This is a genomic window from Eilatimonas milleporae (assembly GCF_003688555.1).
Lineage (GTDB): Bacteria > Pseudomonadota > Alphaproteobacteria > Sphingomonadales > Kordiimonadaceae > Eilatimonas > Eilatimonas milleporae.
The window spans coordinates 398539-414296 of record NZ_REFR01000011.1; the positions used below are offsets into that span (position 1 = coordinate 398539).

The following is a 15758-nucleotide window of genomic DNA, read 5'->3' on the forward strand; positions in this document are numbered from 1 at the left end:
TCCAGATGTGCGATGCCGCAGTGGTCGCGCGGTCCATGCTCTGCTGTCCGTCACTACCTTTTCGCCCGCCTCCCCCGGCGCCGTCTGTCTCCCGGTTGCATACCCAAAGGCAAAAGGCCCTGTGCTTGCCTCTGCCTTTTCCCTGTCCGTCCGACTTTTCCCGATGTCTCAGGGGGCCTTAAGGGCTCAGATATGCAGGGCGTGCCCCAGTGTTCTCAGCGCCGCTTCCTGAAGGGCTTCGCCCTGGGTCGGGTGGGCGTGGATGGTGCCGGCGATATCCTCGACCCGCGCGCCCATTTCAATCGCCAGTCCGAAGGTCGCGGCCAACTCGGCGCAGCCCTTGCCGACCGCCTGAAGGCCGAGGACCAGATGATTGTCCTTGCGCGCGGTGACGCGCACGAAACCGTCCGTGCGCTCCATGGACAGCGAGCGGCCGTTGGCGGCAAGCGGAAACTGCGCCGTCACGATGTCATGGCCGGCCGCCTCGGCCTCATCCGGGGACAGGCCGGCGCTGACGATTTCGGGGTCGGTGAAACAGATCGCCGGGATCGCCCGTTTGTCCCAGCGGCGGTTTTCGCCGGCGACGATTTCGGCCACCATTTCGCCCTGCGCCATGGCGCGGTGGGCCAGCATCGGCTCGCCCGTCACATCGCCGATGGCATACAGGCCGGTCATCGCCGTCTGGCAGCGGTCATCGATGCGGATAAAGGGGCCGTCCATGTCCAGGAACAGGTTGTCCCGGCCCCAGCCCTCGGTCACCGGGCGGCGGCCGACGGTGACCAGAACCTTCTCCGCCGCCAGGCTGTCCATTTTGCCGTCCTCGGTATCGATGTCCAGCCGTCCGTCCGTGTGGCCGGCCGCTTTCGCGTTCAGGCGGACATCGATGCCCAGCGCCTTCAGCCGTGCGGCCACCGGCTTGGTCAACTCCCGGTCATACAGCGGCAGGATGCGGTCCTGCGCCTCGACAATCGTCACTTTCGCGCCCAGCTTGGCATAGGCCATGCCCAGTTCCAGCCCGATATAGCCGGCGCCGATCACCGCCAGGCTGTCCGGTACCGTCTCCAGCGCCAGCGCCCCGGTCGACGACAGGATATCGCCGCCGAACGGCATGTGCGGCAGTTCCACCGGCACCGAGCCGGTGGCGATGCAGGTTGCCTCGGCATGGATGCGCGTGGTGCCGTCGGCGCCGGCCACATCCACGGTTTTGCCGTCGACAAAACTGGCCCGGCCGGACACCACCCGGACCTTGGCCTTTTTCAACAGGCCGCCGACGCCGCCGGTCAGCTGGCCGACGATGCCGTCTTTCCAGGCGACGGTCTGTTTCAGGTCGATGGCCGGTGTGCCGCCGCTGATGCCGAGGGCGTTCTTGCCCGCGAAATGCTGTGCCTTTTCATACTCGTCCGCCGCGTGGATCAGCGCCTTGGACGGGATGCAGCCCACATTCAGACAGGTGCCGCCCAGCGCGTCCGCGTCGACAATAACCGTATCAAGGCCGAGCTGGCCGGCGCGGATGGCGGCGACATAGCCGCCGGGGCCGGCGCCGATGACAAGGAATTTACAGGTGATGTCAGACATTCAGTCCTCGATGAAAATCGTTGCGGGGCTTTCCAGCAGGCCCTTGATGCGCTGGATGAACACGGCGGCGTCCCAGCCGTCGATCACCCTGTGGTCGAAGCTGGACGACAGGTTCATCATCTTGCGCGGCACGAACTCGCCGTCCTGCCAGACGGGCAGGGTGCGGATTTTGTTGACGCCGATGATGGCGACTTCCGGGTAATTGATCACCGGTGTCGTCACGATACCGCCCATCTTGCCCAGCGACGTGATCGTGATGGTCGAGCCCGTCAGCTCCTCGCGGGTGGCGGTGCCGGCGCGCGCCGCCTCGGCCAGGCGGGACAGCTCCGCCGCCGTGGCCCACAGGCCGAGCGCCTCGGCATGGCGCACCACGGGCACCACCAGGCCGCCGCCGGTCTGGGCCGCGACGCCCATATGCATGCCGCCATACCGGTGGATGACGCCCGCCTCGTCGTCGAAGCGGGCATTCATCTGCGGCTGTTCGCCGATCGCGCGCACCATGGCGCGCATCAGGAACGGCAGCAGCGTCAGTTTCGGCTGGCCCTCCTTGCGGTCGCTATTCAGGCGGGCGCGCAGGTCTTCAAGGGCCGTCACGTCAACCTCGTCCACATAGGTGATGTGGGGGATGCGCGACTTGGCGGTTGCCATCTGCTCGGCGATTTTGCGGCGCAGGCCGACGACCTTGATCTCCGTGACCGAGGTATCGGCCACATGGCCCGTCCGGGCCGGCGCCGCCGTTTCCCCGCCCGACGCGATAAAGGCGTCCAGGTCGCCGTGGGTGATGCGGCCGGCCCCGCCGGTGCCCGGCACATGGCGCAGGTCGACGCCGGCGTCCATCGCCCGCTTGCGCACCGAGGGCGCGGCCAGCGGCTTTTCGCCGGGGGCGCGGCGCGGCACCGCCGCCGGCATGATCGCGGCCGGTGCGGGCGCCGGTTTTGGTCTCGGCGTTGGGGCGGGCGCGGGTTTCGCCGCCCCGGAAGGTTTTTCCGAGGGTTTTTCCAACGACTTTTCGGGGGCTTTTTCCTCCGGCTTTTCCGGTGCGGGCATGTCCTCCAGCGCTTCGCCGGGTTTCACATTGCCTTCGCCCGCGACCTCCAGCCGGATGATCGGCGCGCCGACCGCCACCGTGTCGCCCACGTCCGCGCCGAACCACAAAATCTTGCCGTCGCGCGGCGAGGGGATTTCAACCGTCGCCTTGTCGGTCATGACACTGGCGAGCACCTCGTCCTCGCGCACTTGCGCCCCGATCGCCACATTCCATTCCACCAGTTCGGCTTCGGCAACGCCTTCACCGATATCCGGCATCTTGATGACGTGTTCACCCATCAGGCTGGCTCCATCACTTTCTTCATCGCCGCGCCGACCCGCTGCGGTCCGGGGAAATAGTCCCACTCCTGCGCGTGCGGGTAGGGCGTGTCATAACCGGTGACGCGTGTCGGCGGCGCCTCGAGACTGTAAAAGCAGTGCCGCGCCACCAGCGCCACCAGTTCGGCGCCGTAGCCGCACGTCCGTGTCGCTTCGTGGACGACGATGCAGCGGCCGGTTTTGCGCACGGATTCGGTGATCGTGTCCAGGTCCACGGGCACCAGCGAGCGGATATCGATGATTTCGGCGTCGATGCCGGTTTCCTCGGCCGCCGTCAGCGCCACATGCACCATGGTGCCGTAGGCCAGCACGGTCACATCGGCGCCCTCGCGCCGTATCGCCGCCTTGCCCATATCCACCCTGTAATGGCCGTCCGGCACATCGGCCAGCTCATGCTTGGACCAGGGGGTGACCGCGCGGTCGTGCCGGCCGTCGAAGGGGCCGTTATACAGGCGCTTCGGCTCCAGATAGATGACCGGGTCGTCATCCTCGATCGCGGCGATCAGCATGCCCTTGGCGTCATACGGGTTGGACGGGATCACCGTTTTCAGCCCGGCGACATGGGCGAACAGCGCCTCGGGGCTCTGCGAATGGGTCTGGCCGCCGTAAATACCGCCGCCCGTCGGCATGCGCACCGTCAGCGGCGCGGTGAAATCGGTGTTCGAGCGGTGGCGCAGGCGCGCCGCCTCGGACACCAGCTGGTCATAGGCCGGATACATATAGTCCGCGAACTGGATTTCCACGCATGGCCGCAAGCCATAGGCCCCCATGCCGATGGCGGTGCCGACGATGCCGCTTTCATTGATCGGCGTGTCGAAACAGCGGTGACGGCCGTATTTTTCCTGAAGGCCCTTGGTGCAGCGGAAGACGCCGCCGAAATAGCCCACATCCTGGCCGAAGACGATTACCTTTTCATCCTGCGCCATGCACACGTCCTGGGCATCGCGGATGGCTTCAATCATGGTCATGCGGGGCATCAGATACCGGCCTCCTTGCGCTGGCGGATCAGGTGGCTCGGCACCTCGGCATAGACATCCTCGAACATGTCTTTCGGGCTCGGGTGCGGGCCGTCATGCAGGGTGCCGTTGGCCTCGGCCTCTTTCTGGATGCGGATGATCTCGCTCTCGATTTCCGCCTGGGCCTGGTCGTGGCGTTTGTCGTCCCAGACGCCCCTGGCGATCAGGTGCGTCTTCAGCCGCTCGATCGGGTCGCCGAGCGGCCAGGACGCCTCCTCCTGCTTCGGCCGGTAGCCGGACGGATCGTCCGATGTGGAATGCGGCCCCGCCCGGTAGGAGACATATTCGATCAAGGTCGCGCCCAGGCCCAGATTGGCCCGCTCGACCGCCCATTTGGCGACCGCGTGCACGGCCAGATAATCGTTTCCGTCCACCCGCAGCGATGGGATGCCGAAGCCAAGGCCCCGCGCGGCGAAGGTCGCCGCCCGGCCGCGCGCGATCCCCTGAAAGGTCGAAATGGCCCACTGGTTGTTGACGATGTTCAGGATCACCGGCGCCCGGAAGGTCGAGGCGAACACCATCGCCGAATGAAAGTCCGATTCCGCCGTCGCCCCGTCGCCGATCCAGCCGGCGGCGATCTTGTCGTCACCGGCAATGGCCGAGGCCATGGCCCAGCCCACGGCCTGGACGAACTGGGTGCCCAGATTGCCCGAGATCGAGAAAAAGCCGTACTCCTTCGACGAATACATGATCGGCAGCTGGCGCCCGTGCAGCGGATCGGCCGAGTTGGAATAGATCTGGTTCATCATCTCCAGCAGCGGATAGTCGGTGCTGATCAGCAGGCCCTGCTGGCGATAGGTCGGGAAATTCATGTCGCCCTTGCGCAGCGCCGCCTGAAAGGCGCAGGCGATCGCCTCTTCGCCCAGCGCCTGCATGTAAAAACTGGTCTTGCCCTGGCGCTGCGCCATCAGCATGCGGGCGTCAAAGGCGCGCACCGTCATCATGTCCTTCAGGCCCTTCAGCGCCGCCTCGTCGTCCAGCGTGTCGGCCCATTCGCCTTTCGCCGTGCCGTCGTCGTCGGTGACGCGGATGATGTCGAAGGCAAGGTCGTGCATGTCCTCGGCATCGGCGTCCACCGGCGGGCGTTTGGTCGTGCCGGCCTTCGGCACATCGAAACTGCTGAAATCCGGGGTATCGCCCGGCCTGCACTCCGGTTCGGGAACATGCAGCTGGAACGTGCGTTTTTCTGCCATCAATACACCACCGAGTCTTGCGCAGGCGGCGGTGCCGCTGCGCGCCATCCTCTCCAAACCCGGCGTGTCCGTACCGGGTCCCCATGTCCGTCGCAGGCGACGGTGACCGTCCTATAGACATATGTTGACGTGCAAATAAAGGGAGAAAAATTTCTCCCCGGCCCGCGACGCGCGCCGGCCGCGAACGAACCGGGCCGGCCCGTCGCCCTTGCGGGCGTCGCGGGCCGGGGTGCGCCCAAGCACATCAGGACACATCGGGACATATCAGGGCACATCAGCGTGTACCAGGACGCGCGCCCTGCCAAGGGCGGGGGACTGCGGCGGCGGGACCCGGACCCCCTCCCACACCGGGCAACGTTCCATGCGATCAGGGCAGGGTCATGCCGGGCCGACGATCCGGCCGGTTTCCGGCATGTCCCGGCCCCATCCGGTGACCCGGAACAGCCTCGCAACCGTGGTGCCGCCATGAAGGCACAAGGTCAGTTAACCGCATGATAAATAAGGGTAACTTTTTGCAAAAAACTATATACTGTCCCCGTATTTTTCTGTGGCCGCTCCCGGTGCGGCCATCCCCCGGCATCCGTGCCGTGCCGGGGGATGGAGGCCGGCCTATTTGGCGGCGCTGGGCAGGAAGCTCAGATTGGACGGGTTGCCGGCCGCGTCCGTCGCCAGATTGTGGCAGGCCACGCAGGACGCCGGCCCCTTGAAGTGAAACCCGGTCGAACCCAGAACGCCGACCGGTATTTCATTGGTCTGGACATAGGTCTCCATGGTGGAATTGACCATATAGACGGGGGCGGAAAAGGGTTTCACGTCCAACAGGGGCGGGTTCGTGAATTCCGCTTGTGACGCCACCGCCCACTGGGTGCCGATCATTTCGTAATTCTCCCACACCAGATGGTCGACGCCGAGCGCTTTCGCCTTCTCGCGCCAGGCGTTTTTGAAGGTCCGCGTGATCTCGGCCGCGCTGTCATAGGGGCGCCAGCACCGCGCCACCTGCGTACCGTACCGGCCGTCCGTCAGATAGTCGGCGGCATAAGGGGGCGCGCTTGCCCAGAGATAGGCGGTCTGCTTCGGTCGCAGTCGTGGCGGGCCGTTGACCGTGCAGGACTGTCCCCCGTCCGTGCAGGACGGATTGAAAAAGGCATAGTCGGTTCCCGTGGTGTCTCCACCGGTTTGCACGGCATCGCATGTCGGCGTCGCCAGGGCGTCCGGGCTCGGGATGGGCACAGCGCCCGAGACCGGCGAGACCCGGGCATCCTGCGCGTATGGGGCGGTGTCCACATGTTCGAAACTGGCCCAGGACCAGAAGGGCGCGAATTTTTTGGGCCGGGAGAATTTCTGCATGATGTGCATGCCGACCAGCCCCACGGTGGCATCGATACAGGCCGGTGTATCCTTGCCGCGGTTTTTCCTGGCAATGGCGATCGTCACATCGGTGGTGTAGTAGCGCGACAGGTCGTCCTTGTCCGTCATGATGCGCCAGGCGGTCTTGATCTCCATCGCGCCGGGGCCGAGCGGGTTGGCCGCGTCACCGGGAAAATCATATGTCCCGCCCTGTGCCAGGAATTTTTCCTGCCCCGCCTTGGTCGTCAGGTTCAGACCGGTGAAATCGGGATTGAGCAGATAGGCGATTTCAAACGGACTGATGCGGATGTCATAGACGGCATAATTTCCGTGCCGGTCGATCAGCGGATAGGGCTCGAACGGTTCGTTGAATTCCGAAATGGTGAATTTCGAGCCTTCGAACAAAATCGGCCGGCCGCTGGCCTCGGAACACTGGCGGTTTAACAGGGCGCGCTCTTTCTCCTCGGCGCTGGCGGCCGCCGACAGGTTTTGGGCCGCGAAAATCTGTTGTTTGGAGCGGAACGCATTCCACCGTCTCGGACCGTGGTTGAATTGGTCCGCCGTCGGCGTCCCGATCGGAAAGAAGAGCCCGTCGACAGGCCAGTTGAGGGCGACAAAAGCCTGCCAGCCGAAATAGTCGAAATAGGTCTGCGGTTCCGGGTGGCCGGGCCTGCCGGCCGTGGTGGTCGGCTCATAGCCGATCTTGGGCTCCACGCTGGCCACATTGCCAAGACCGCGCGGAAAGCGCGGGCACAGATCCTGGCGGCCGTCCGCGCACAGCGTCACGGTCCCCTGATCGGGCTCCAGGGCCACATCATTGGCCATATCGTTGGCATGAATGCCCCCGGTCCAGGACCAGGACCAGAAAGCGAATCCCGCCAGCACTAAAACCCTGACAGGGGGTATCGGTGTCTTGAGCATCGCGGCCTCCTTTTTAAGGTGCCGGTCACGCGGTTCCCCCGGTCTCGGCCCTGCGTGCCGGTCGCTGTGTTCTCCATGCCGCCCGGCGATTTCGGCCGGACGCGCCCGGATCCGATGGGACCGGACCTGAAGCCTACAGGGCAGTATGGAGGAAAAACACACGCATAACAGTGCAATACGTGCCAAATATGTGACTTAAAGTATCAAAATCGCGGATGCCCGGCGATGCGGCCCCCCCCCCCTCGCCGCCGCCGCCGTGGCCGAGACGCCTGAAAACGGCCGCCGGACACGGACGTCGGACACGGACGTCGGACACGGACGTCGGACAGGGCCGTGAGGGCGGGCGGAACGCCCTAGAAATTGACGAAGGCGTTCAGCGAGACGGCGTGGATCAGGCTGTCGTCCACCCCTTCCGGACGGTTCAGATAGACATTCAGATAGCCCAGTTCCAGGCGCAGGTTGCCGCCCATCTGCCGGGCGCCGCCTATGAAGGTCCGCGTCTGGTCGAAGCCGGCGCGCGGGCCGAAATCGGCGTCGTTCAGATGGATGAAGGTCTCGTTGATCAGCACGCCGGAATAGGGCGTCTCGCCGATGGGCCGCATGAAGCGGAAAAACTGCCGGAAGCGCCAGCCGGTGTCGTCGCCGGTGTTGAGAAACCGCTGTTCCAGCCGCGACCGGCCCGACAGCGTGCCGCCGAACACGCTGCCGATGCGGTAGGTCGCCTGCTGCCAGATCCGGTCCTCCTTGCTGTCCCGGCCGTCTTTGTGCCCGGTGACGCGGGCATACCCCGCCCACAGCGACAGGCCGTCATTGACCTTCCAGCCCAGCGCCGGGCGCAGGATGGTGGTGCCCAGCCCGCCGATATCGTCGTCGAAACGCGCATGCCCGTCGAACCAGACCAGCAGGCGGCTGTTGTCCGACACCGGCCCGTTGACGAAGGTGGCCAGCCACGCCTGTGCCTCCGCCTCCACATCCGCCCGCGCCGTCCCCGCCGGCAGAAAGGCCGACAGGACCAGGGCGGCAAGCCCGACCGCCCCGACGCGCAAAGCCGCCCCGATGCGCAGAGCGGCGACGCGTAAAGCCGGGGTGGCCAAAGCCGAAATGGTCAGCGTTGCAACACGCGGCCCCGGACGGCCTGTCGTGCCCCCCCGTGAACCCGCATGGCGGCTCCGTCCGCTGATAAATCCGATGATCCCCGCGCGGCAGCGGCGGGCCGCAGCCCACCGTGCGGCGCGGGCGCGCGCCGGCTGTCCGTCCATACTCAAACCTCTTGTCCGTCGATATCCTGGCGTCTGTCTCAGACCGTATCGAAGAAATCGACGCGCCCGCTGTCAAGCTCATAATAGGCGCCGACCACTTTCAGCCGGCCGTCCCTTTGCGGAGTGAGCATGATGGGGTCGGAATCCTCGCGCAGCATACGCGTCACACGCCGGACATTCTGCTTGACCGCGTTTTCCAGCGGATCGCCCTGTTGGCCGCGCGATGCCAGCACCGCCGGGATGATCGGTTCGATCATCTTGCCGATGGCACCGGGGAAGCGGGCGTTTTTGGCCACCACCTGCATGGCGCCGTCCACCGCGCCGCAGCTTTCATGACCCATGACCACCACCAGCGGCACCTGCAAAACCGCGACCGCGTATTCGACCGAGCCCAGCGCCAGCAGGTCCAGCGTGTTGCCGGCGTTGCGGATGATGAACAATTCCCCCAGGCCCCGGCTGAACAGCAGTTCCGGCGGCACCCGGCTGTCCGAACAGGTGACATAGGCGCAAAAGGGCGTCTGCCCGTGCGCCAGCGCCATGCGCCGTTCATGGCCGGTTTCCGCCACCGGTTCCACATCGGCGAGAAAATCCTCATTGCCCTTTTTCAGCAGGGCCAGGGCCTCGTCCGGTGTCATGGCCGGGCCGGCCGGTGCCACGGCGGGCGACCGGGCGTCCTGTGCCTCGGTCCATGCCGCCGTCGCGGGTGCCAGCGCGGCGCCCCCTGCGGCGGTGCCACCAAGAATGAGAGTGCGGCGCGTTAACGAAGTGTCCATCGATTCAGTCCCCGATTTTCCAAATGGTCGAAACGCCCCTTCATGCCGGGTCTGTCATTCCGGCCTGTTCCCGAAAGTCCGTCGGAAAACGGCCCCCGCGAACAGGCTGGAAAACAGTCCGTAAAACGGCCCGGAAAACAGTCCGTAGAAACCCATTAAGGTATTTGTTTTAAAGTGATAAATCTCTACCAGATACACGGCCCGCCCACAACCGTCATGCGCCGTATCCGTCACAGGGCGGCGGTCCGTTCGCCGGTGCGCTGCGTATATGCTGCAACGGCCGGCCGGTGATGCCCGTGCCCCCATGGGCGGGCGTCCGGTGCCGGCGGCCGCACTCCGGGGATGGAACCGCCATGCGCATACTGGTGATCGAGGACGACGCGGGTGTCGCCGACTATCTGAAAAAGGGCCTGCGCGAACTGGGGCACCGGGTCGACGTGGCGGACGACGGCCGCCAGGGCCTGTTTCTCGCCACCACCGAGGACTATGACGCCCTGATCGTCGACCGCATGCTGCCGGGCGTCGAGGGGCTGGCCATTCTGGGCACGCTGCGGGCGTCCGGCATCCACACGCCGGCGCTGGTGCTCAGCGCCCGCAACACGGTCGAGGACAGGGTCAAGGGCCTGCGCTCGGGCGCCGACGACTATCTGGTCAAGCCCTTCGCCTTCGAGGAACTGGCCGCCCGCCTCGACGTGATGGTGCAGCGCCACACCCGCGTCGACGACCGCGCCAGCGTGCTCACCGCCTTTGACCTGGAAATGGACCTGCTGGCCCGCCGGGTGACGCGCGGCGGCGCGCCCATCGACCTTCAGGCGCGCGAATTCAGCCTGCTGGAATATCTGCTGCGCCACAAGGGACAGGTGGTGACCCGCACCATGCTGCTGGAAAAGGTCTGGGACTATCATTTCGACCCGCAGACCAATGTCATCGATGTCCATATCAGCCGCCTGCGCCAGAAGATCGACCGTGGCCACGACCGCGCCGTCATCGAGACCGTGCGCGGCGCCGGCTACCGGGTGCCGGCGGACGGCTGATGCGCGCCATCCGCCGCTATACCCGCAGTTCCAGCGTCGCGCTCGGCGGCCTGTTCTCGCTTGTGCTGCTGCTGGGGGTGTTCTTTGCCGCCTATTTCATCATCGTCGCCGGGGACGAGACCCTGACCCGCGACGCCGGTGCCGCCATCGACGCCGACATGCGCGGCTTCCGCGAGGTCGCGGCGACGGGCGGCCGCCCGGCGGTCGACCGTCTGCTGGCGGCGCGTCTCGGCGATCCGCGCGGCGGGTTTTATTACGCCCTGAAAGAGCCGGACGGCCGCATCGCCGCCGGCAATCTGGCCGCCTGGCCCGGCAATCCGGTCACCCGCCTGCGCGAGGGGGTGATCTCGTTCGAGCTGCCGCCCCCGCCCGAGGGCGCGGCCCGCCCCCCTGATGCCGCGCGGGACAGCGGCCCCTCCGGTGGCGGCGTCCTGTCGGCGGCGGCTGAAATCACCGGCGGGCACCGGGTGATCATGGCGAAAATCCTGACACTGGATGACGGCGCCCATCTGCTGATCGGTCGCGGCATCGACGATCTGCGCTATACCCAGTGGTTCGCCCGCACCTTCGGCTGGGTGATGATCGGGGTGTTTCTGCTGATCGCCGGCACCAGCCTGTCGGTCGGTCTCTATGTCGTGAACCGCATCAACCGCATCGCCGACACGGCGGACCGCATCATTTCCACCGGCAATCTGTCCGCGCGGCTGCCGGTGGACAGCAGCTGGGACGACCTCAGCAAGCTGTCCATGGCCCTCAACCGCATGCTGGACGAGCTTCAGGCCCTGGTCGACGGGGTCAAGTCGGTCTCGGACAGCATCGCCCACGATCTGCGCACGCCGCTGACCCGTCTGCGCGGCCACCTTGAATCCGTCGACGATGCCGACCGGCGCGACGCCCTCCTGCGCGAGACGGACAATATCCTTGCCATTTTCAACGGGCTTCTGCGCATCACCGAGATCGAGACGCGCAAGCAGACCTCCGCCTTCCGCCGCACCGATCTGGCGCCCATCCTGCGCGATGTCGCGGAAATGTATCAGCCCCTGGCCGAGGACAAGGGCCTCGCCCTCATGGTCGAGACCGTGCCCGCCCCCCTGTTCGGCGACCGCGACCTGCTGTTCCAGATGATCTCCAACCTTGTCGACAACGCGGTGAAATTCACCCCCGCCGGCGGCCGCATTCACCTGCGCCTTGACGGGGGCGCGGAGACCGTCGCGCTGGATATTTGCGACAGCGGCATCGGCGTGCCGCCGGGCCTGCGCCAGGATGTGCTGAAACGCTTTTTCCGCGTCGACAAAAGCCGCACGGCCGCCGGCAACGGCCTCGGCCTGGCGCTGGTGGCGGCGGTCGTCAGCCTCCACGGCGGCACGCTCGACCTGACCGATGGCGATCTGGCCGATGGCGACTTGGCCGGTGGCGACCTGATTGATGGCGATTTGGCCGATGGGCCGGATGAAACGGAAAGCGGCAGGGGCGCGACGGGAAAGGGCGGCGGCGGGCCCGGCCTGTGCTGCCGCATCCGCCTGCCCGCCCGGCGTGGTCTTTTTATGGATCAGGCCCCGGACCGCGCTACGGATCGCGCTACGGACCGCGCTACGGATCGGGCCTGATATATCTGGCTCATCCCTGTTTCTGCATGAACAGCGTCACCTCCGCCATCACCAGGCCGAATTTCTGGATATAGGACCGGTTGACGATGGTGCGGTCGTCAAACGCCCAGATCCAGTCCTTGAAGGCGACGCGGTATTCACTGTCGCCCACCGGCAGGTCCATCTCGTACCGCCAGTAGACCGCATTGCCGTAAGCCGTGCCGGTGGCCGGCCCGGCGATATCGTCCGCCATGCCCTCATAGGTACCCTCAGCCGTCTCGCGGATGGTCCAGATGCGCTTTTCCACCCCCTCGCCCAGGCTGTAGGCAAAGGTCTCGTCCAGTGTCAGCACGCCGTCCGCCACGCTGCCATCGATATCCACCTCGAACCGTTGCAACAGATCGCCGGACCGGTCCTGCACGATGCCCCAGGCCTTCACCTCGCCGTCGAAAAACGTGTACAGGTCAAAGGTCGGCGGATCGTCCAGATAGCGGCTGCCGTCGATGGACTTCGAACAGGCCGACAGCAGCAGCGCCGCCGCGATCAGAAGAATCGACGCTTTCATCCCCGCTCTCCCAGCAGTTTTTTGCGGAATTTCGGCTGGGACGACTTTTCATCCAGCCAGATGCCGAAAAACCGTTCGCTGAACTGGGGCTCCTCGATGGTGCCGATCAGCGTGCCGTTGCGGTAAAACAGGGTGTGGCCGCTTTCGTCCGCCACACCGGTGATGTTGGTGTTCTTGTCCACGTCGGGAATGATGCTGCGCATCTGCTCATACCAGCGCGCCAGGGTGATTTCGTCGTCGAAACCCTGTCCGCGGATTTCGGTGATGGTGCGCTTGGCGATCTGCTCGCCCTTCAGCTTGCGCAGATAGTTCAGCGTCAGGGCAAAGGGCGCATCGCCCGACCAGCTGCCCTCGGGCGCGTACAGCTCGGCGTCATACACCTTCCAGAACAGGACCTTCAGCCGGGCCTTGCCGACAAGGCCGGCGTCGGGCACATGCTGGCGGGCGGTTTGCAGGTCGGCGGTCGCGGGGTTTGCCATCAGCAGGCAAAGGCCGATCATCATCAGACATATCCTTGTCATGGTTTCAATCCTTGTCGTTGGGGGTTAAGGCTCTCGCTCACGGTGTGGGGGTCTTCAAAGTCATGGGATTTCTGCCCTCATGGGATTTCTGCCCTCATGGGATTTCTGCCCTCATGGGATTTCTGCCCTCATGGGATTTCTGTCCTTAGGGGATCTCTATGGTCACGGGGCGGAGGGGGCCGGCACGGCCGTCCCGGTCTCTGCTCCGGTCTTTGTGCCGGTCTCGTATCTGTCCGCTTTTCTGTCCGCTTTTCGGGCAACGGCCAGGAACACGGGCATCAGACAGGCCCAGGCGCCGCCGATGATCAGGCCGGCCAGCCAGTCCTCGACGCCGAAGGTCACCGCCCCCATGCGCATGCCGGCGAAATAGCTCAGCGGCGCGGAAATCCCCGCCGCCACGCTGGCCAGGCGCGGCCGGGTCAGCAGATAGCGCAGGCTGTTGCGCAGCGCCCCGGCAAAGCCCAGCCACAGGCCCGCCAGCCACAGCGGGATCGCCAGCACCTCCGGCGCCGGGTCGAAGACGAACACGCCGCTCACGCTCAGCACGCTGTCCAGGGTGATGCCCATGCCGGCGCACAGCATCATCACCGCCGCTTCGCCGCGCCGGTCGCGGCTCAGCGTCAGGTGCAGGGCCAAAAGCCCGGCCAGCAGCCATGTCCACGGCTCGCGGCCGAGAATGGCGGTGAACCAGATCCCTTGATAGACAAGGAAATTCAGAACCTTGGGATAGGACAGGCGTGTCATGGGGGTCTCCGCTGTCATGTCGGTTTTCCGTGTCGGGGGGAACGGGCCGGCCTCTGTGTCGGGGGCCGGGCCGGTCCCGGTCCTGTGTGTCCCGGTGTTTTGTGTCCCGCTGTTTTGGTCCGGTGCCGTCATGCCTTGGCGCTCTGCGTTTTCATCCGCCGGCACAGCGCCACCTGCCACGACACCGGCAGGCTGGACAGGGTGCGGATGATGGCGGCGAACAGGGTCGGGAAATAGCCGGTCGCCGTGCCGCGCTTGACCGCGTTCAGGATGGCGTCCGCCGCCTGTTCGGCGCTGATGCGCATGGGCATGTCGAAATCGTTTTTGTCCGTCAGCGGCGTCTTGACGAACCCGGGCGAGACCGTCTGCACGCGGATGCCGCGCGCCTTCAGGTCCACATCCATGGTTTTCGCCAGGTAAAACAGCGCCGCCTTGCTGGCACCGTAGGCCTGGCTGCGGGTAAAGGGCAGCAGCCGCGCCAGACTGTCGACAAAAACCAGCTGGTCGCCCCGCCGCAGGTTCGGCAGCAGGATCTGCAAACAGTTCACCGCGCCGAAGAAATTGGTGTCGAACACCCGCCGGAACATGTCGGCGTCCCAGCTGTCCACATCCACATATTCGCAGGTGCCCGCGTTCAGCAGCACGGCATCGAACCGCCGGTCCGCCAGCGCGAAGCCGCAGGCGTCCGCGTCCGTCACGTCGAAGGCCAGTGGCTCGATCGTCGCCAGCGCCCCGGCATGCTGCTCCGCCAGCGCGCGCAGGCGCTCCTCGTTGCGTCCGCAGGCGGTCACATGCCAGCCGCGATAGGCCGCCGCCAGGGCGGTCGCCCGGCCGATGCCCGAACTGGCGCCGGTGATCAGCATCCGTTTCATGCCGCCATCCTCCGGCGCAGGCCGCTGACGGCCCGGCCCAACAGGGGCACATGCTCGTAGATCATCGCGCCCATGTCATAATAATCGCGCTGGGCGCTCACCAGCCCGCCGTCCAGCGTCACCACGCTGAACCCGTCCACCGTGATCGCCGCGCCGCCGCGCAGCCGCCGGTGGCGGAACCGCATGGTCCAGGACACATAGCCGGTGTCGGCCCGCACCGACATGCTGGTGATGTCGAACCGGCAGGACACGCAGTTTTCCAGCAATCTGTCGAAATAGCGCGCCACCGCCGCCAGCCCGGTGTGCCGGGTGACGGGGTCGGTAAACACCACGCTGTCGCTGTAAACCTGTGGCAGGCGCGCCGCCGAACCGGGGCCGAGGCTGCGGTAAAACTCCGCGAATGTCGCAAGGGCTGTCATAAGGTCTCTCTCACCTTTCCAAAAGGCGCCGCCCACAAGCGGAACGGCCAGGATTGACCCCACCATGACAGCCGCCCCCTTACGCCGGCATGGCCGCCGCATTACATCGGTGTAATGTTCGGGATGTGGGGGAAAGGTGTAGGGACGGCCCGCGCGCCACAGCATGGCGGGCCGGGCCGGGACAGCGCCGCACACGACCACCGGGGGAAAGCCGGGGGACTGATCAGTCAGTCAGCCGGCATTTTCTTATGGCCGTTTCGCAGTTTCAGATCTGCTATAACCATGGAACAGCGGGACCGTCAGTTGATGGCGTTGCGGTCGGCCCGCAGTTTCAGATCTGCTATAACAAATCTATCAGTCTTTAGGAGCCAAATAATGTTGCGGTCGGCCCGCAGTTTCAGATCTGCTATAACGGTCCGGCGAAACCCGCCTTCCGGAAGTCTGTTGCGGTCGGCCCGCAGTTTCAGATCTGCTATAACTGTCGGCGGCGGCGCGCTCGACCTCGAGGCGTTGCGGTCGGCCCGCAGTTTCAGATCTGCTATAACGCGTTTTTCCGGCGGTGTGATGG

General features: G+C 65.6%; 14 protein-coding genes and 1 CRISPR repeat array (1 of these 15 running past the window's edge). Of the genes, 2 read left to right on the forward strand and 12 right to left on the reverse strand.

Going from position 1 to position 15758, the window contains the following annotated elements; genetic code table 11:
- Positions 1 to 186: 186 nt before the first annotated feature.
- The 7 genes from lpdA to BXY39_RS10000 all read right to left on the reverse strand — a co-directional run bounded on the left by lpdA (position 187) and on the right by BXY39_RS10000 (position 9449).
- Positions 187 to 1575 (reverse strand): dihydrolipoyl dehydrogenase, encoded by a 1389-nt coding sequence (gene lpdA, locus BXY39_RS09970; RefSeq protein ID WP_121938700.1) that lies wholly within the window; start codon positions 1573 to 1575, stop codon positions 187 to 189.
- Positions 1576 to 2901 (reverse strand): dihydrolipoamide acetyltransferase family protein, encoded by a 1326-nt coding sequence (locus tag BXY39_RS09975; RefSeq protein ID WP_121938701.1) that lies wholly within the window; start codon positions 2899 to 2901, stop codon positions 1576 to 1578.
- A complete protein-coding gene (locus BXY39_RS09980; RefSeq protein WP_121938702.1) occupies positions 2901 to 3917 on the reverse strand; it encodes an alpha-ketoacid dehydrogenase subunit beta in 1017 nt (338 codons plus the stop codon). Before BXY39_RS09980 ends, BXY39_RS09975 begins: the two co-directional genes overlap by 1 nt.
- Positions 3917 to 5149, reverse strand: coding sequence for a 3-methyl-2-oxobutanoate dehydrogenase (2-methylpropanoyl-transferring) subunit alpha (locus BXY39_RS09985; protein WP_121938984.1), 1233 nt, complete (start codon positions 5147 to 5149; stop codon positions 3917 to 3919). The genes BXY39_RS09980 and BXY39_RS09985 overlap by 1 nt, the downstream gene beginning before the upstream one ends.
- A 609-nt stretch (positions 5150 to 5758) precedes the next feature.
- On the reverse strand, positions 5759 to 7417 hold the full coding sequence (locus BXY39_RS09990; RefSeq protein WP_147453539.1) for a hypothetical protein: 1659 nt from the start codon (positions 7415 to 7417) through the stop codon (positions 5759 to 5761).
- Between the two features lie 353 nt (positions 7418 to 7770).
- Positions 7771 to 8676 carry a DUF2490 domain-containing protein gene (locus BXY39_RS09995; protein ID WP_121938704.1) on the reverse strand — a complete coding sequence of 302 codons (906 nt, stop codon included), beginning with the start codon at positions 8674 to 8676 and terminating at the stop codon, positions 7771 to 7773.
- A 38-nt stretch (positions 8677 to 8714) separates the two neighbouring features.
- The gene (locus tag BXY39_RS10000; RefSeq protein WP_121938705.1) at positions 8715 to 9449 is read right to left on the reverse strand and encodes a carbonic anhydrase; all 735 of its coding nucleotides are present in this window, start codon (positions 9447 to 9449) and stop codon (positions 8715 to 8717) included.
- Between the two features lie 353 nt (positions 9450 to 9802).
- Between BXY39_RS10000 and BXY39_RS10005 the strand changes: the two genes are divergently transcribed.
- On the forward strand, positions 9803 to 10483 hold the full coding sequence (locus tag BXY39_RS10005; protein WP_121938706.1) for a response regulator transcription factor: 681 nt from the start codon (positions 9803 to 9805) through the stop codon (positions 10481 to 10483).
- Positions 10483 to 12090, forward strand: a complete 1608-nt coding sequence (locus BXY39_RS10010; RefSeq protein WP_121938707.1) for a sensor histidine kinase — start codon at positions 10483 to 10485, stop codon at positions 12088 to 12090. Before BXY39_RS10005 ends, BXY39_RS10010 begins: the two co-directional genes overlap by 1 nt.
- Positions 12091 to 12100: 10 nt before the next feature.
- Here BXY39_RS10010 and BXY39_RS10015 read toward each other — a convergent pair whose 3' ends face one another.
- The 5 genes from BXY39_RS10015 to BXY39_RS10035 all read right to left on the reverse strand — a co-directional run bounded on the left by BXY39_RS10015 (position 12101) and on the right by BXY39_RS10035 (position 15190).
- Entirely contained in the window at positions 12101 to 12634 is a 534-nt protein-coding gene (locus BXY39_RS10015; RefSeq protein WP_121938708.1) for a DUF3833 domain-containing protein, read from the reverse strand.
- A complete protein-coding gene (locus BXY39_RS10020; RefSeq protein WP_121938709.1) occupies positions 12631 to 13155 on the reverse strand; it encodes a chalcone isomerase family protein in 525 nt (174 codons plus the stop codon). Before BXY39_RS10020 ends, BXY39_RS10015 begins: the two co-directional genes overlap by 4 nt.
- A 162-nt stretch (positions 13156 to 13317) precedes the next feature.
- The gene (locus BXY39_RS10025; protein ID WP_170163746.1) at positions 13318 to 13917 is read right to left on the reverse strand and encodes a DUF2878 domain-containing protein; all 600 of its coding nucleotides are present in this window, start codon (positions 13915 to 13917) and stop codon (positions 13318 to 13320) included.
- 110 nt (positions 13918 to 14027) lie between these two features.
- Positions 14028 to 14771, reverse strand: coding sequence for an SDR family NAD(P)-dependent oxidoreductase (locus BXY39_RS10030; protein ID WP_121938711.1), 744 nt, complete (start codon positions 14769 to 14771; stop codon positions 14028 to 14030).
- On the reverse strand, positions 14768 to 15190 hold the full coding sequence (locus BXY39_RS10035) for a nuclear transport factor 2 family protein (protein ID WP_170163747.1): 423 nt from the start codon (positions 15188 to 15190) through the stop codon (positions 14768 to 14770). The genes BXY39_RS10030 and BXY39_RS10035 overlap by 4 nt, the downstream gene beginning before the upstream one ends.
- 245 nt (positions 15191 to 15435) lie before the next feature.
- Positions 15436 to 15758: a CRISPR direct-repeat array (repeat unit 36 nt; unit sequence GTTGCGGTCGGCCCGCAGTTTCAGATCTGCTATAAC) (it continues 771 nt past the right edge of the window).

Coding starts and splice junctions, on each gene's coding strand:
- BXY39_RS10010 (WP_121938707.1), top strand. CDS start 10,483: ATGCGCGCCATCCGCCGCTATACCCGCAGTTCCAGCGTCGCGCTCGGC.
- BXY39_RS10030 (WP_121938711.1), bottom strand. CDS start 14,771: ATGAAACGGATGCTGATCACCGGCGCCAGTTCGGGCATCGGCCGGGCG.
- BXY39_RS10020 (WP_121938709.1), bottom strand. CDS start 13,155: ATGACAAGGATATGTCTGATGATGATCGGCCTTTGCCTGCTGATGGCA.
- BXY39_RS10035 (WP_170163747.1), bottom strand. CDS start 15,190: ATGACAGCCCTTGCGACATTCGCGGAGTTTTACCGCAGCCTCGGCCCC.
- BXY39_RS09985 (WP_121938984.1), bottom strand. CDS start 5,149: ATGGCAGAAAAACGCACGTTCCAGCTGCATGTTCCCGAACCGGAGTGC.
- BXY39_RS10015 (WP_121938708.1), bottom strand. CDS start 12,634: ATGAAAGCGTCGATTCTTCTGATCGCGGCGGCGCTGCTGCTGTCGGCC.
- BXY39_RS10025 (WP_170163746.1), bottom strand. CDS start 13,917: ATGACAGCGGAGACCCCCATGACACGCCTGTCCTATCCCAAGGTTCTG.
- BXY39_RS09980 (WP_121938702.1), bottom strand. CDS start 3,917: ATGCCCCGCATGACCATGATTGAAGCCATCCGCGATGCCCAGGACGTG.
- lpdA (WP_121938700.1), bottom strand. CDS start 1,575: ATGTCTGACATCACCTGTAAATTCCTTGTCATCGGCGCCGGCCCCGGC.
- BXY39_RS09990 (WP_147453539.1), bottom strand. CDS start 7,417: ATGCTCAAGACACCGATACCCCCTGTCAGGGTTTTAGTGCTGGCGGGA.
- BXY39_RS09995 (WP_121938704.1), bottom strand. CDS start 8,676: ATGGACGGACAGCCGGCGCGCGCCCGCGCCGCACGGTGGGCTGCGGCC.
- BXY39_RS10000 (WP_121938705.1), bottom strand. CDS start 9,449: ATGGACACTTCGTTAACGCGCCGCACTCTCATTCTTGGTGGCACCGCC.
- BXY39_RS10005 (WP_121938706.1), top strand. CDS start 9,803: ATGCGCATACTGGTGATCGAGGACGACGCGGGTGTCGCCGACTATCTG.
- BXY39_RS09975 (WP_121938701.1), bottom strand. CDS start 2,901: ATGGGTGAACACGTCATCAAGATGCCGGATATCGGTGAAGGCGTTGCC.